General features: G+C 50.1%; 24 protein-coding genes. 23 read left to right on the top strand and 1 reads right to left on the bottom strand.

Going from position 1 to position 10,953, the window contains the following annotated elements; genetic code table 11:
• The first annotated feature begins 205 nt into the window (after nucleotides 1-205).
• Nucleotides 206-400, top strand: coding sequence for a bacterioferritin-associated ferredoxin (bfd, locus tag INF61_RS22285; RefSeq protein WP_003863268.1), 195 nt, complete (start codon nucleotides 206-208; stop codon nucleotides 398-400).
• A 72-nt stretch (nucleotides 401-472) separates the two neighbouring features.
• Nucleotides 473-949, top strand: coding sequence for a bacterioferritin (gene bfr, locus INF61_RS22280; protein ID WP_003863270.1), 477 nt, complete (start codon nucleotides 473-475; stop codon nucleotides 947-949).
• Here bfr and INF61_RS22275 read toward each other — a convergent pair.
• Nucleotides 933-1,406 carry an A24 family peptidase gene (locus tag INF61_RS22275; protein ID WP_017383731.1) on the bottom strand — a complete coding sequence of 158 codons (474 nt, stop codon included), beginning with the start codon at nucleotides 1,404-1,406 and terminating at the stop codon, nucleotides 933-935. The genes bfr and INF61_RS22275 overlap by 17 nt on opposite strands.
• Nucleotides 1,407-1,786: 380 nt before the next feature.
• Here INF61_RS22275 and rpsJ point away from each other — a divergent pair, with 380 nt between their 5' ends.
• From rpsJ to rplO, 21 genes are all read left to right on the top strand, one after another.
• On the top strand, nucleotides 1,787-2,098 hold the full coding sequence (gene rpsJ, locus INF61_RS22270; protein WP_001181005.1) for a 30S ribosomal protein S10: 312 nt from the start codon (nucleotides 1,787-1,789) through the stop codon (nucleotides 2,096-2,098).
• 32 nt (nucleotides 2,099-2,130) lie between these two features.
• Nucleotides 2,131-2,760: a 50S ribosomal protein L3 gene (rplC, locus tag INF61_RS22265; protein ID WP_003863274.1), complete on the top strand. Its 630-nt coding sequence runs from the start codon at nucleotides 2,131-2,133 to the stop codon at nucleotides 2,758-2,760.
• Nucleotides 2,761-2,770: 10 nt separating this feature from the next.
• Nucleotides 2,771-3,376: a 50S ribosomal protein L4 gene (gene rplD, locus INF61_RS22260; protein WP_000424395.1), complete on the top strand. Its 606-nt coding sequence runs from the start codon at nucleotides 2,771-2,773 to the stop codon at nucleotides 3,374-3,376.
• The gene (rplW, locus tag INF61_RS22255) at nucleotides 3,373-3,675 is read left to right on the top strand and encodes a 50S ribosomal protein L23 (protein ID WP_000617546.1); all 303 of its coding nucleotides are present in this window, start codon (nucleotides 3,373-3,375) and stop codon (nucleotides 3,673-3,675) included. The genes rplD and rplW overlap by 4 nt, the downstream gene beginning before the upstream one ends.
• Before the next feature lie 17 nt (nucleotides 3,676-3,692).
• Complete coding sequence (rplB, locus tag INF61_RS22250) at nucleotides 3,693-4,514, top strand: 50S ribosomal protein L2 (protein WP_000301859.1); 822 nt, start codon at nucleotides 3,693-3,695, stop codon at nucleotides 4,512-4,514.
• 16 nt (nucleotides 4,515-4,530) lie between these two features.
• Nucleotides 4,531-4,809 (top strand): 30S ribosomal protein S19, encoded by a 279-nt coding sequence (gene rpsS / locus INF61_RS22245; RefSeq protein WP_001138117.1) that lies wholly within the window; start codon nucleotides 4,531-4,533, stop codon nucleotides 4,807-4,809.
• Nucleotides 4,810-4,823: 14 nt separating this feature from the next.
• On the top strand, nucleotides 4,824-5,156 hold the full coding sequence (gene rplV / locus INF61_RS22240) for a 50S ribosomal protein L22 (RefSeq protein WP_002919773.1): 333 nt from the start codon (nucleotides 4,824-4,826) through the stop codon (nucleotides 5,154-5,156).
• 17 nt (nucleotides 5,157-5,173) lie between these two features.
• Nucleotides 5,174-5,875, top strand: coding sequence for a 30S ribosomal protein S3 (gene rpsC / locus INF61_RS22235; RefSeq protein WP_000529945.1), 702 nt, complete (start codon nucleotides 5,174-5,176; stop codon nucleotides 5,873-5,875).
• 12 nt (nucleotides 5,876-5,887) lie between these two features.
• Nucleotides 5,888-6,298: a 50S ribosomal protein L16 gene (gene rplP / locus INF61_RS22230; protein WP_002919759.1), complete on the top strand. Its 411-nt coding sequence runs from the start codon at nucleotides 5,888-5,890 to the stop codon at nucleotides 6,296-6,298.
• On the top strand, nucleotides 6,298-6,489 hold the full coding sequence (gene rpmC, locus INF61_RS22225) for a 50S ribosomal protein L29 (protein ID WP_003863282.1): 192 nt from the start codon (nucleotides 6,298-6,300) through the stop codon (nucleotides 6,487-6,489). Before rplP ends, rpmC begins: the two co-directional genes overlap by 1 nt.
• The gene (gene rpsQ, locus INF61_RS22220; protein WP_002438707.1) at nucleotides 6,489-6,743 is read left to right on the top strand and encodes a 30S ribosomal protein S17; all 255 of its coding nucleotides are present in this window, start codon (nucleotides 6,489-6,491) and stop codon (nucleotides 6,741-6,743) included. The genes rpmC and rpsQ overlap by 1 nt, the downstream gene beginning before the upstream one ends.
• 166 nt (nucleotides 6,744-6,909) lie before the next feature.
• A complete protein-coding gene (rplN, locus tag INF61_RS22215; protein WP_002919748.1) occupies nucleotides 6,910-7,281 on the top strand; it encodes a 50S ribosomal protein L14 in 372 nt (123 codons plus the stop codon).
• Nucleotides 7,282-7,291: 10 nt separating this feature from the next.
• Nucleotides 7,292-7,606, top strand: a complete 315-nt coding sequence (gene rplX / locus INF61_RS22210) for a 50S ribosomal protein L24 (RefSeq protein ID WP_003863287.1) — start codon at nucleotides 7,292-7,294, stop codon at nucleotides 7,604-7,606.
• A gap of 14 nt (nucleotides 7,607-7,620) precedes the next feature.
• Nucleotides 7,621-8,160: a 50S ribosomal protein L5 gene (rplE, locus tag INF61_RS22205; protein WP_003863290.1), complete on the top strand. Its 540-nt coding sequence runs from the start codon at nucleotides 7,621-7,623 to the stop codon at nucleotides 8,158-8,160.
• A gap of 14 nt (nucleotides 8,161-8,174) precedes the next feature.
• Nucleotides 8,175-8,480, top strand: a complete 306-nt coding sequence (gene rpsN / locus INF61_RS22200; RefSeq protein ID WP_003863291.1) for a 30S ribosomal protein S14 — start codon at nucleotides 8,175-8,177, stop codon at nucleotides 8,478-8,480.
• Nucleotides 8,481-8,510: 30 nt separating this feature from the next.
• On the top strand, nucleotides 8,511-8,903 hold the full coding sequence (gene rpsH, locus INF61_RS22195; RefSeq protein WP_006178918.1) for a 30S ribosomal protein S8: 393 nt from the start codon (nucleotides 8,511-8,513) through the stop codon (nucleotides 8,901-8,903).
• A 12-nt stretch (nucleotides 8,904-8,915) separates the two neighbouring features.
• On the top strand, nucleotides 8,916-9,449 hold the full coding sequence (gene rplF, locus INF61_RS22190) for a 50S ribosomal protein L6 (protein WP_006178917.1): 534 nt from the start codon (nucleotides 8,916-8,918) through the stop codon (nucleotides 9,447-9,449).
• A 9-nt stretch (nucleotides 9,450-9,458) separates the two neighbouring features.
• The gene (rplR, locus tag INF61_RS22185; RefSeq protein ID WP_003863297.1) at nucleotides 9,459-9,812 is read left to right on the top strand and encodes a 50S ribosomal protein L18; all 354 of its coding nucleotides are present in this window, start codon (nucleotides 9,459-9,461) and stop codon (nucleotides 9,810-9,812) included.
• 14 nt (nucleotides 9,813-9,826) lie between these two features.
• Nucleotides 9,827-10,327 carry a 30S ribosomal protein S5 gene (gene rpsE, locus INF61_RS22180; RefSeq protein WP_003863299.1) on the top strand — a complete coding sequence of 167 codons (501 nt, stop codon included), beginning with the start codon at nucleotides 9,827-9,829 and terminating at the stop codon, nucleotides 10,325-10,327.
• Nucleotides 10,328-10,333: 6 nt separating this feature from the next.
• Nucleotides 10,334-10,513, top strand: coding sequence for a 50S ribosomal protein L30 (rpmD, locus tag INF61_RS22175; protein ID WP_003863301.1), 180 nt, complete (start codon nucleotides 10,334-10,336; stop codon nucleotides 10,511-10,513).
• 3 nt (nucleotides 10,514-10,516) lie between these two features.
• Nucleotides 10,517-10,951 carry a 50S ribosomal protein L15 gene (gene rplO, locus INF61_RS22170; RefSeq protein ID WP_003863304.1) on the top strand — a complete coding sequence of 145 codons (435 nt, stop codon included), beginning with the start codon at nucleotides 10,517-10,519 and terminating at the stop codon, nucleotides 10,949-10,951.
• Nucleotides 10,952-10,953 lie beyond the last annotated feature (2 nt).

The raw sequence follows: 10,953 nt of genomic DNA, 5'->3' as shown, positions 1-10,953 counted from the left end.
GGCGTTGTTGCTAAAGTTCTGGGCTAATTAATTATCCCTGAAATAAAAAGGACGCTCCGGCGTCCTTTTTTGTTTTCTGCCGTTGGGGCATTGTCATAAAAATTCGCATTTTTTGCTTTCTCCCGCCACGTATTCCGACGCCCGCGCTATTGTAATCATAACCATTCTCACTTACACTTTGCGCATATTTTGAACGGGAGTCTTTATGTACGTTTGTTTATGTAATGGTGTAAGCGACAAAAAAATTCGTCAGGCCGTTCGCCAGTTTCAACCACAATCTTTCCAGCAGCTTCGCAAGTTTGTTCCGGTGGGAAATCAATGCGGTAAATGCGTTCGCGCAGCGCGTGAGATCATGCAGGACGAACTGATGCAGATCCCGGAATTCAAAGAGATCGCGTAAGCCTCTATCTTTTTTTTGACATCCCCGTAGCCCGATCTACGCTTCAATGAGTGGAAGCGGAGGGACTATATAATGAAAGGTGATGTTAAAATCATAAGTTATCTCAATAAATTATTGGGAAATGAGCTTGTCGCAATCAATCAGTATTTTCTCCATGCAAGAATGTTTAAAAACTGGGGACTGACTCGCCTCAACGATGTTGAATACCATGAGTCCATTGATGAAATGAAACACGCCGATAAATACATTGAGCGTATTTTATTCCTCGAAGGCATTCCTAACCTACAGGATCTCGGAAAACTGGGCATCGGAGAAGATGTCGAAGAGATGCTGCGTTCTGATCTCCGGCTGGAGCTGGAGGGTGCAAAAGATCTGCGTGAAGCCATTGCCTATGCGGACAGCGTACATGACTACGTCAGCCGCGATATGATGATCCAGATCCTGGCCGATGAAGAAGGGCACATCGACTGGCTTGAGACCGAACTGGATCTCATTAGCAAAATTGGCCTACAGAACTACCTTCAGTCTCAGATCAAAGTGGAAAGTTAATCAGGCTTTCCCAGCCAACGCATAAACCCGCTGCCGCCAGAAATGGCCCAAAAGGCAGTGGGTTTTTTAATGCCTGCTTATCAGGGGTAAACAACGAGAAAGCAACCAGATACAGCAGAGCCATTAACGCGGCCACTAATGCCAGTATTGGTAGTACACACCAGCCATGCCATGCCCCCAGCGCCGCCAGATATTTTATGTCGCCATATCCCATCCCTTCACGTCGGCAGATGAGCCGGTATCCCCAATAGATAATGGCGAATCCGGCATATCCTGTCATCGCACCCACTACCGCGCTCGGCAAAAAATCAGGATGGAGACAAAGCTGGTAGAGCAGGCCCGTCCATAGCAGCGGGCAAAGAAATTTATCGGGAAGAAGCCCCGTGCGGATATCGGTGCGAACAAGCAAGGCCGATAACGCAAAATAGATCAACAGAAAGGGGAGGGACAGTAGCATAGCGAGAGCCTCAAAATGGTTTGAGCGCATACTCGTAATAATCTGCATGCCCGGCAATGTGTAAAAACAGCAATTGCGTAGCGGCTTCAGACAAAGAGTTGAGAAGGGATACTTTGCATAAAAAATTGCGCGGCCTTACGTATAGTACGTCTTTGGCGCTTAATTTCTAAACGGCACTTGCGTCTTTCTCTGATTTACGTATAATGCGCGGGCTTGTCGTAATTGACGGCGGGTTCAATCTGAACCAGAGTAGCTCACTTTGTTACTCAACAATGCTCCCAATTGGGGAGCTACGTAAGAACGGTTACACTCTCCCATCAATCGTAATGGGTTTGAGGAGTAATCATTTTCGTTTATAAAATAATTGGAGCTCTGGTCTCATGCAGAACCAAAGAATCCGTATCCGCCTTAAAGCGTTTGATCATCGTCTGATCGATCAATCAACCGCGGAAATCGTCGAGACTGCTAAGCGCACTGGTGCGCAAGTCCGTGGTCCGATCCCGCTGCCGACCCGCAAAGAGCGCTTTACCGTACTGATCTCTCCGCACGTTAACAAAGATGCGCGTGATCAGTACGAAATCCGCACTCACAAGCGTCTGGTTGACATCGTTGAGCCAACTGAGAAAACCGTTGATGCTCTGATGCGTCTGGATCTGGCTGCCGGTGTAGACGTGCAGATCAGCCTGGGTTAATCAGGTCATCGAGCGATTGAGAGGTTGAAACAATGATTGGTTTAGTCGGTAAAAAAGTGGGTATGACCCGCATCTTCACTGAAGATGGCGTTTCTATCCCAGTAACCGTAATCGAAGTTGAAGCAAACCGCGTTACTCAGGTTAAAGATCTGGCTAACGATGGCTACCGCGCTATTCAGGTTACCACTGGTGCTAAAAAAGCTAACCGTGTAACCAAACCAGAAGCGGGTCACTTCGCTAAAGCTGGCGTTGAAGCTGGCCGTGGTCTGTGGGAATTCCGTCTTGCTGAAGGCGAAGAGTTCACCGTAGGTCAGGACATTAGCGTTGAGCTGTTTGCTGACGTTAAAAAAGTTGACGTAACCGGTACCTCTAAAGGTAAAGGTTTTGCTGGTACCGTTAAGCGCTGGAACTTCCGTACCCAGGACGCTACTCACGGTAACTCCTTGTCTCACCGCGTTCCGGGTTCTATCGGTCAGAACCAGACTCCGGGCAAAGTGTTCAAAGGCAAGAAAATGGCAGGTCAGCTGGGCAACGAACGTGTAACCGTTCAGAGCCTGGACGTAGTACGTGTTGACGCTGAGCGCAACCTGCTGCTGGTTAAAGGTGCGGTCCCGGGTGCAACCGGTAGCGACCTGATCGTTAAACCAGCTGTGAAGGCGTAAGGGGATAGCAATGGAATTAGTATTGAAAGACGCGCAGAGCGCGCTGACTGTTTCCGAAACTACCTTCGGTCGTGATTTCAACGAAGCGCTGGTTCACCAGGTTGTTGTTGCTTATGCAGCTGGTGCTCGTCAGGGTACTCGTGCTCAGAAGACTCGTGCTGAAGTAACTGGTTCAGGCAAAAAGCCATGGCGCCAGAAAGGTACCGGCCGTGCGCGTTCAGGTTCTATCAAGAGCCCGATCTGGCGTTCAGGTGGCGTGACCTTCGCTGCGCGTCCACAGGACCACAGTCAAAAAGTTAACAAAAAGATGTACCGCGGCGCGCTGAAAAGCATTCTGTCCGAACTGGTACGTCAGGATCGTCTGATCGTTGTCGAGAAGTTCTCTGTTGAAGCGCCTAAAACTAAGCTGCTGGCACAGAAACTGAAAGACATGGCTCTGGAAGATGTGCTGATCATCACCGGTGAGCTGGACGAGAACCTGTTCCTGGCCGCGCGTAACCTGCACAAGGTTGACGTACGCGACGCGACTGGTATCGACCCGGTTAGCCTGATCGCCTTCGACAAAGTCGTAATGACTGCTGATGCTGTTAAGCAAGTTGAGGAGATGCTGGCATGATTCGTGAAGAACGTCTGCTGAAGGTGCTGCGCGCACCGCACGTTTCTGAAAAAGCGTCTACTGCGATGGAAAAAACAAACACCATCGTTCTCAAAGTTGCTAAAGACGCGACCAAAGCAGAGATCAAAGCTGCTGTGCAGAAACTGTTTGAAGTCGAAGTCGAAGTCGTTAACACCCTGGTAGTTAAAGGGAAAGTTAAACGTCACGGACAGCGTATCGGTCGTCGTAGCGACTGGAAAAAAGCTTACGTCACCCTGAAAGAAGGCCAGAACCTGGACTTCGTTGGCGGCGCTGAGTAAGTCGGAGGAGTAATACAATGGCAGTTGTTAAATGTAAACCGACATCTCCGGGTCGTCGCCACGTAGTTAAAGTGGTTAACCCTGAGCTGCACAAGGGCAAACCTTTTGCTCCGTTGCTGGAAAAAAACAGCAAATCCGGTGGTCGTAACAACAATGGCCGTATCACCACTCGTCACATCGGTGGTGGCCACAAGCAGGCTTATCGTATTGTTGACTTCAAACGCAACAAAGACGGTATCCCAGCAGTTGTTGAGCGTCTTGAGTACGATCCGAACCGTTCCGCGAACATCGCGCTGGTTCTGTACAAAGATGGCGAACGCCGTTACATCCTGGCCCCTAAAGGCCTGAAAGCTGGCGACCAGATTCAGTCTGGCGTTGATGCTGCAATCAAAGCAGGCAACACCCTGCCGATGCGCAATATCCCGGTTGGTTCTACCGTTCATAACGTAGAAATGAAACCAGGTAAAGGCGGTCAGCTGGCGCGTTCCGCGGGTACTTACGTTCAGATCGTTGCGCGTGACGGTGCTTATGTCACCCTGCGTCTGCGTTCTGGTGAAATGCGTAAAGTCGAAGCAGACTGCCGCGCTACTCTGGGCGAAGTTGGCAATGCTGAGCATATGCTGCGCGTTCTGGGTAAAGCTGGTGCTGCACGCTGGCGTGGTGTTCGTCCTACCGTTCGCGGTACTGCGATGAACCCAGTCGACCACCCACATGGTGGTGGTGAAGGTCGTAACTTTGGTAAGCACCCGGTAACTCCGTGGGGCGTTCAGACCAAAGGTAAGAAGACCCGCAGCAACAAGCGTACTGATAAATTTATCGTACGTCGCCGTAGCAAATAATTTTAGAGGATAAGCCATGCCACGTTCTCTCAAGAAAGGTCCTTTTATTGACCTGCACTTGCTGAAGAAGGTAGAGAAAGCGGTGGAAAGCGGAGACAAGAAGCCCCTGCGCACTTGGTCCCGTCGTTCAACGATCTTTCCTAACATGATCGGTTTGACCATCGCTGTCCATAATGGTCGTCAGCACGTTCCAGTCTTTGTTACCGACGAAATGGTTGGTCACAAACTGGGTGAATTCGCACCGACTCGTACTTATCGCGGCCACGCTGCTGATAAAAAAGCGAAGAAGAAATAAGGTAGGAGGAAGAGATGGAAACTTTAGCTCAACATCGCCATGCTCGTTCTTCTGCACAGAAGGTTCGCCTTGTTGCTGACCTGATTCGCGGTAAGAAAGTGTCGCAGGCCCTGGACATCCTGACCTATACCAACAAGAAAGCTGCGGTATTGGTCAAGAAAGTACTGGAATCTGCCATTGCTAACGCTGAACACAACGATGGCGCTGACATCGACGATCTGAAAGTCGCGAAAATTTTCGTAGATGAAGGCCCAAGCATGAAGCGCATTATGCCGCGTGCGAAAGGTCGTGCAGATCGCATCCTGAAGCGCACCAGCCACATTACTGTGGTTGTGTCCGATCGCTGAGACTCTGGAGACTAGCAATGGGTCAGAAAGTACATCCTAATGGTATTCGCCTGGGTATTGTAAAACCATGGAACTCTACCTGGTTTGCGAACACCAAAGAATTCGCTGACAACCTGGACAGCGATTTTAAAGTACGTCAGTACCTGACTAAGGAACTGGCTAAAGCGTCTGTATCTCGTATCGTTATCGAGCGTCCAGCTAAGAGCATCCGTGTGACTATTCACACTGCTCGCCCTGGCATCGTTATCGGTAAGAAAGGCGAAGACGTAGAAAAACTGCGCAAGGTCGTAGCGGATATCGCTGGCGTTCCTGCACAGATCAATATCGCTGAAGTTCGTAAGCCTGAACTGGACGCTAAATTGGTTGCTGACAGCATCACTTCTCAGCTGGAACGTCGTGTTATGTTCCGTCGTGCTATGAAGCGTGCTGTACAGAACGCAATGCGTCTGGGCGCTAAAGGTATCAAAGTTGAAGTTAGCGGCCGTCTGGGCGGCGCGGAAATCGCACGTACCGAATGGTACCGCGAAGGTCGCGTACCGCTGCACACTCTGCGTGCTGACATCGACTACAACACCTCTGAAGCGCACACCACTTACGGTGTAATCGGCGTTAAGGTATGGATCTTCAAAGGTGAGATCCTGGGTGGTATGGCTGCTGTTGAACAACCGGAAAAACCGGCTGCTCAACCTAAAAAGCAGCAGCGTAAAGGCCGTAAATAAGGAGCGTCGCTGATGTTACAACCAAAGCGTACAAAATTCCGTAAAGTGCACAAAGGCCGCAACCGTGGTCTGGCGCAGGGTACGGATGTTAGCTTCGGCACTTTCGGTCTGAAAGCTGTTGGCCGTGGTCGTCTGACTGCACGTCAGATCGAAGCAGCACGTCGTGCAATGACCCGTGCAGTTAAGCGTCAAGGTAAGATCTGGATCCGTGTATTCCCGGACAAACCGATCACCGAGAAGCCACTGGAAGTTCGTATGGGTAAAGGTAAAGGTAACGTGGAGTACTGGGTTGCCTTGATCCAACCGGGCAAAGTCCTTTATGAAATGGACGGTGTTCCGGAAGAGCTGGCCCGTGAAGCCTTCGGCCTGGCAGCAGCGAAACTGCCTATCAAAACCACCTTTGTAACTAAGACGGTGATGTAATGAAAGCAAAAGAGCTGCGTGAAAAAAGCGTTGAAGAGCTGAACGCTGAGCTGCTGAACCTGCTGCGTGAGCAGTTCAACCTGCGTATGCAGGCTGCAAGTGGCCAGCTGCAACAGACTCACCTGCTGAAGCAAGTGCGTCGCAATGTTGCGCGCGTTAAGACTTTACTGACTCAGAAGGCGGGTGCGTAATGACCGATAAAATCCGTACTCTGCAAGGTCGTGTTGTTAGCGATAAAATGGAGAAATCCATTGTTGTAGCTATCGAACGTTTTGTGAAACACCCGATCTACGGTAAATTCATCAAGCGTACGACCAAACTGCACGTACATGACGAGAACAACGAATGTGGTATCGGCGACAAGGTGGAAATCCGTGAATGCCGTCCACTGTCCAAGACTAAGTCCTGGACGCTGGTTCGCGTTGTAGAGAAAGCGGTTCTGTAATAGAGTACGCATTCTCAATACGAATAAACGGCTCAGCGATGAGCCGTTTATTTTTTCTACCCATATTGCAGAAGCGGTGTTATAATGCCGCGCCCTCGATATGGGGCTTTTTAACGGCTCTGATTTTAGAGTCTCAGGTAGTAGTTGACATTAGCGGAGCACTAAAATGATCCAAGAACAGACTATGCTGAACGTCGCCGACAACTCCGGTGCACGTCGCGTAATGTGTATCAAGGTTCTGGGTGGCTCGCACCGTCGCTACGCAGGCGTAGGCGACATCATCAAGATCACCATCAAGGAAGCAATTCCACGTGGTAAGGTCAAAAAAGGTGATGTGCTGAAGGCGGTAGTGGTGCGCACCAAGAAGGGTGTTCGTCGCCCTGACGGTTCTGTCATTCGCTTCGATGGTAATGCATGCGTTATTTTAAACAATAACAGCGAGCAGCCTATCGGCACGCGTATCTTTGGGCCGGTAACTCGTGAACTTCGTACTGAGAAGTTCATGAAAATTATCTCTCTGGCACCAGAAGTACTCTAAGGAGCGAATCATGGCAGCGAAAATCCGTCGTGATGACGAAGTTATCGTGTTAACCGGTAAAGATAAAGGTAAACGCGGTAAAGTAAAAAATGTTCTGTCTTCCGGCAAACTTGTCGTTGAAGGTATTAACCTGGTTAAGAAACATCAGAAGCCGGTTCCGGCCCTGAACCAACCAGGCGGCATCGTTGAAAAAGAAGCTGCTATTCAGGTTTCTAACGTTGCAATCTTCAATGCGGCTACCGGTAAGGCTGACCGTGTAGGCTTTAGATTCGAAGACGGTAAAAAAGTCCGTTTCTTCAAATCTAACAGCGAAACTATCAAGTAATTTGGAGTAGTACGATGGCGAAACTGCATGATTACTACAAAGACGAAGTAGTTAACAAACTCATGACTGAGTTTAACTACAATTCTGTCATGCAAGTCCCTCGGGTCGAGAAGATCACCCTGAACATGGGTGTTGGTGAAGCGATCGCTGACAAGAAACTGCTGGATAACGCAGCAGCTGACCTGACAGCAATCTCCGGTCAAAAACCGCTGATCACCAAAGCACGCAAATCTGTTGCAGGCTTCAAAATCCGTCAGGGCTATCCGATCGGCTGTAAAGTAACTCTGCGTGGCGAACGCATGTGGGAGTTCCTTGAGCGCCTGATCACTATTGCTGTTCCACGTATCCGTGACTTCCGTGGCTTGTCCGCTAAGTCTTTCGACGGTCGTGGTAACTACAGCATGGGTGTCCGTGAGCAGATCATCTTCCCAGAAATCGACTACGATAAAGTCGACCGCGTGCGTGGTTTGGATATTACCATTACCACTACTGCGAAATCTGATGAAGAAGGCCGTGCTCTGCTGGCTGCCTTTGACTTCCCGTTCCGCAAGTAAGGTAGGGTTACTGAATGGCTAAGCAATCAATGAAAGCACGCGAAGTAAAGCGCGTAGCTTTAGCTGATAAATTCTTCGCTAAACGCGCTGAACTGAAAGCGATCATTTCTGATGTGAACGCTTCCGACGAAGATCGTTGGAATGCGGTTCTCAAGCTGCAGTCTCTGCCGCGTGATTCCAGCCCGTCTCGTCAGCGTAACCGCTGTCGTCAAACAGGTCGTCCACATGGTTATGTGGGCAAGTTTGGGTTGAGCCGTATCAAACTGCGTGAAGCCGCCATGCGCGGTGAAGTGCCAGGCTTGAAAAAGGCTAGCTGGTAATTACCAATTGAATCACGGGAGTAAAGACAGATGAGCATGCAAGATCCGATCGCGGATATGCTGACCCGTATCCGTAACGGTCAGGCCGCGAACAAAGTTGCGGTCACCATGCCTTCCGCCAAGCTGAAAGTGGCAATTGCCAACGTGCTGAAGGAAGAAGGTTTTATCGAAGATTTTAAAGTTGAAGGCGACACCAAGCCGGAACTGGAACTTACTCTCAAGTATTTCCAGGGTAAAGCTGTTGTAGAAAGCATTCAGCGTGTCAGCCGCCCAGGCCTGCGCATCTATAAGAAAAAAGATGAGCTGCCAAAAGTAATGGCTGGTCTTGGTATCGCAGTTGTTTCTACCTCTAAAGGTGTTATGACTGATCGTGCAGCGCGCCAGGCTGGTCTTGGTGGCGAAATTATCTGCTACGTAGCCTAATCGGAGGAAAGAATGTCTCGTGTTGCTAAAGCACCGGTCGTTATTCCTGCCGGCGTTGATGTAAAAATCGACGGTCAGGTTATTACGATCAAAGGTAAAAACGGCGAGCTGACTCGTACCCTCAACAATGCTGTTGAAGTTAAACATGCAGATAACGCTCTGACCTTCGGTCCACGTGATGGTTTCGTGGATGGATGGGCTCAGGCTGGTACCGCGCGTGCCCTGCTGAACTCAATGGTTGTTGGTGTTACCGAAGGCTTCACTAAAAAGCTTCAGCTGGTTGGTGTAGGTTATCGTGCAGCTATCAAAGGGAATGCAGTAGGCCTGTCTCTGGGCTTCTCACACCCTGTTGAGCATCCGCTGCCGGCCGGTATCACTGCAGAATGCCCGACTCAGACTGAAATCGTGCTGAAAGGCGCTGATAAACAGCTGATCGGTCAGGTTGCAGCAGATCTGCGCGCCTACCGTCGTCCTGAGCCTTATAAAGGCAAGGGTGTTCGTTACGCCGACGAAGTCGTGCGTACCAAAGAGGCTAAGAAGAAGTAAGGTAACACTATGGATAAGAAATCTGCTCGTATCCGTCGTGCGACCCGCGCACGCCGCAAGCTCAAAGAGCTGGGTGCAACTCGCCTGGTGGTACATCGTACCCCGCGTCATATTTACGCACAGGTAATTGCACCGAACGGTTCTGAAGTTCTGGTAGCTGCTTCTACTGTAGAAAAAGCTATCTCAGAACAATTGAAGTATACCGGTAACAAAGACGCCGCAGCAGCTGTAGGTAAAGCTGTCGCTGAACGCGCTCTGGAAAAAGGCATCAGCAATGTTTCCTTTGACCGTTCCGGGTTCCAATATCATGGTCGTGTCCAGGCACTGGCAGATGCTGCCCGTGAAGCTGGCCTTCAGTTCTAAGGTAGAGGTGTAAGATGGCTCACATCGAAAAACAGGCTGGCGAACTGCAGGAAAAGCTGATCGCGGTAAACCGCGTATCTAAAACCGTTAAAGGTGGTCGTATTTTCTCCTTCACAGCTCTGACTGTAGTGGGTGATGGTAACGGTCGCGTTGGTTTTGGTTACGGTAAAGCGCGTGAAGTTCCAGCAGCGATCCAGAAAGCGATGGAAAAAGCCCGTCGCAATATGATTAACGTCGCGCTGAACAACGGTACCCTGCAACACCCAGTTAAAGGTGTTCACACGGGTTCTCGTGTATTCATGCAGCCAGCTTCCGAAGGTACCGGTATCATCGCCGGTGGTGCAATGCGCGCCGTTCTGGAAGTTGCTGGAGTTCATAACGTTCTGGCTAAAGCATATGGTTCCACCAACCCGATCAACGTGGTTCGTGCAACTATTGATGGCCTGGAAAATATGAATTCTCCAGAAATGGTCGCTGCCAAGCGTGGTAAATCCGTTGAAGAAATTCTGGGGTAATTGACCATGGCAAAGACTATTAAAATCACTCAAACCCGCAGTGCAATCGGTCGTCTGCCGAAACACAAGGCAACGCTGCTTGGCCTGGGTCTGCGTCGTATTGGTCATACCGTTGAGCGCGAGGATACTCCTGCTGTTCGTGGTATGGTCAACGCGGTTTACTTCATGGTTAAAGTTGAGGAGTAAGAGATGCGTTTAAATACTCTGTCTCCGGCCGAAGGCTCTAAAAAGGCGGGTAAACGCCTGGGTCGTGGTATCGGTTCTGGCCTCGGCAAAACCGGTGGTCGTGGTCACAAAGGTCAGAATTCTCGTTCTGGCGGTGGCGTACGTCGCGGTTTCGAGGGTGGCCAGATGCCACTGTACCGTCGTCTGCCGAAGTTCGGCTTCACCTCTCGCAAAGCAGCGATCACAGCGGAAATCCGTTTGTCTGACCTGGCGAAAGTTGAAGGCGGCGTTGTAGACCTGAACACGCTGAAAGCGGCTAACATTATCGGTATCCAGATCGAGTTCGCGAAAGTGATCCTGGCTGGTGAAGTTTCTACTCCGGTAACTGTTCGTGGCCTGCGTGTTACTAAAGGTGCTCGTGCTGCTATCGAAGCTGCTGGCGGTAAAATTGAGGAATAAGT

Origin of the sequence: Enterobacter cloacae complex sp. P18RS (assembly GCF_014982105.1) — a bacterium.
GTDB classification, from domain to species: domain Bacteria; phylum Pseudomonadota; class Gammaproteobacteria; order Enterobacterales; family Enterobacteriaceae; genus Enterobacter; species Enterobacter hormaechei_C.
Note: the sequence above shows the minus strand (reverse complement) of the source record. Positions and strands in the feature narration are given on the sequence as shown.

Bases quoted from the DNA above. Each gene is read 5' to 3' on its own strand.
- bfd (WP_003863268.1), top strand. From the start codon at position 206: ATGTACGTTTGTTTATGTAATGGTGTAAGCGACAAAAAAATTCGTCAG.
- bfr (WP_003863270.1), top strand. From the start codon at position 473: ATGAAAGGTGATGTTAAAATCATAAGTTATCTCAATAAATTATTGGGA.
- INF61_RS22275 (WP_017383731.1), bottom strand. From the start codon at position 1,406: ATGCTACTGTCCCTCCCCTTTCTGTTGATCTATTTTGCGTTATCGGCC.
- rpsJ (WP_001181005.1), top strand. From the start codon at position 1,787: ATGCAGAACCAAAGAATCCGTATCCGCCTTAAAGCGTTTGATCATCGT.
- rplC (WP_003863274.1), top strand. From the start codon at position 2,131: ATGATTGGTTTAGTCGGTAAAAAAGTGGGTATGACCCGCATCTTCACT.
- rplD (WP_000424395.1), top strand. From the start codon at position 2,771: ATGGAATTAGTATTGAAAGACGCGCAGAGCGCGCTGACTGTTTCCGAA.
- rplW (WP_000617546.1), top strand. From the start codon at position 3,373: ATGATTCGTGAAGAACGTCTGCTGAAGGTGCTGCGCGCACCGCACGTT.
- rplB (WP_000301859.1), top strand. From the start codon at position 3,693: ATGGCAGTTGTTAAATGTAAACCGACATCTCCGGGTCGTCGCCACGTA.
- rpsS (WP_001138117.1), top strand. From the start codon at position 4,531: ATGCCACGTTCTCTCAAGAAAGGTCCTTTTATTGACCTGCACTTGCTG.
- rplV (WP_002919773.1), top strand. From the start codon at position 4,824: ATGGAAACTTTAGCTCAACATCGCCATGCTCGTTCTTCTGCACAGAAG.
- rpsC (WP_000529945.1), top strand. From the start codon at position 5,174: ATGGGTCAGAAAGTACATCCTAATGGTATTCGCCTGGGTATTGTAAAA.
- rplP (WP_002919759.1), top strand. From the start codon at position 5,888: ATGTTACAACCAAAGCGTACAAAATTCCGTAAAGTGCACAAAGGCCGC.
- rpmC (WP_003863282.1), top strand. From the start codon at position 6,298: ATGAAAGCAAAAGAGCTGCGTGAAAAAAGCGTTGAAGAGCTGAACGCT.
- rpsQ (WP_002438707.1), top strand. From the start codon at position 6,489: ATGACCGATAAAATCCGTACTCTGCAAGGTCGTGTTGTTAGCGATAAA.
- rplN (WP_002919748.1), top strand. From the start codon at position 6,910: ATGATCCAAGAACAGACTATGCTGAACGTCGCCGACAACTCCGGTGCA.
- rplX (WP_003863287.1), top strand. From the start codon at position 7,292: ATGGCAGCGAAAATCCGTCGTGATGACGAAGTTATCGTGTTAACCGGT.
- rplE (WP_003863290.1), top strand. From the start codon at position 7,621: ATGGCGAAACTGCATGATTACTACAAAGACGAAGTAGTTAACAAACTC.
- rpsN (WP_003863291.1), top strand. From the start codon at position 8,175: ATGGCTAAGCAATCAATGAAAGCACGCGAAGTAAAGCGCGTAGCTTTA.
- rpsH (WP_006178918.1), top strand. From the start codon at position 8,511: ATGAGCATGCAAGATCCGATCGCGGATATGCTGACCCGTATCCGTAAC.
- rplF (WP_006178917.1), top strand. From the start codon at position 8,916: ATGTCTCGTGTTGCTAAAGCACCGGTCGTTATTCCTGCCGGCGTTGAT.
- rplR (WP_003863297.1), top strand. From the start codon at position 9,459: ATGGATAAGAAATCTGCTCGTATCCGTCGTGCGACCCGCGCACGCCGC.
- rpsE (WP_003863299.1), top strand. From the start codon at position 9,827: ATGGCTCACATCGAAAAACAGGCTGGCGAACTGCAGGAAAAGCTGATC.
- rpmD (WP_003863301.1), top strand. From the start codon at position 10,334: ATGGCAAAGACTATTAAAATCACTCAAACCCGCAGTGCAATCGGTCGT.
- rplO (WP_003863304.1), top strand. From the start codon at position 10,517: ATGCGTTTAAATACTCTGTCTCCGGCCGAAGGCTCTAAAAAGGCGGGT.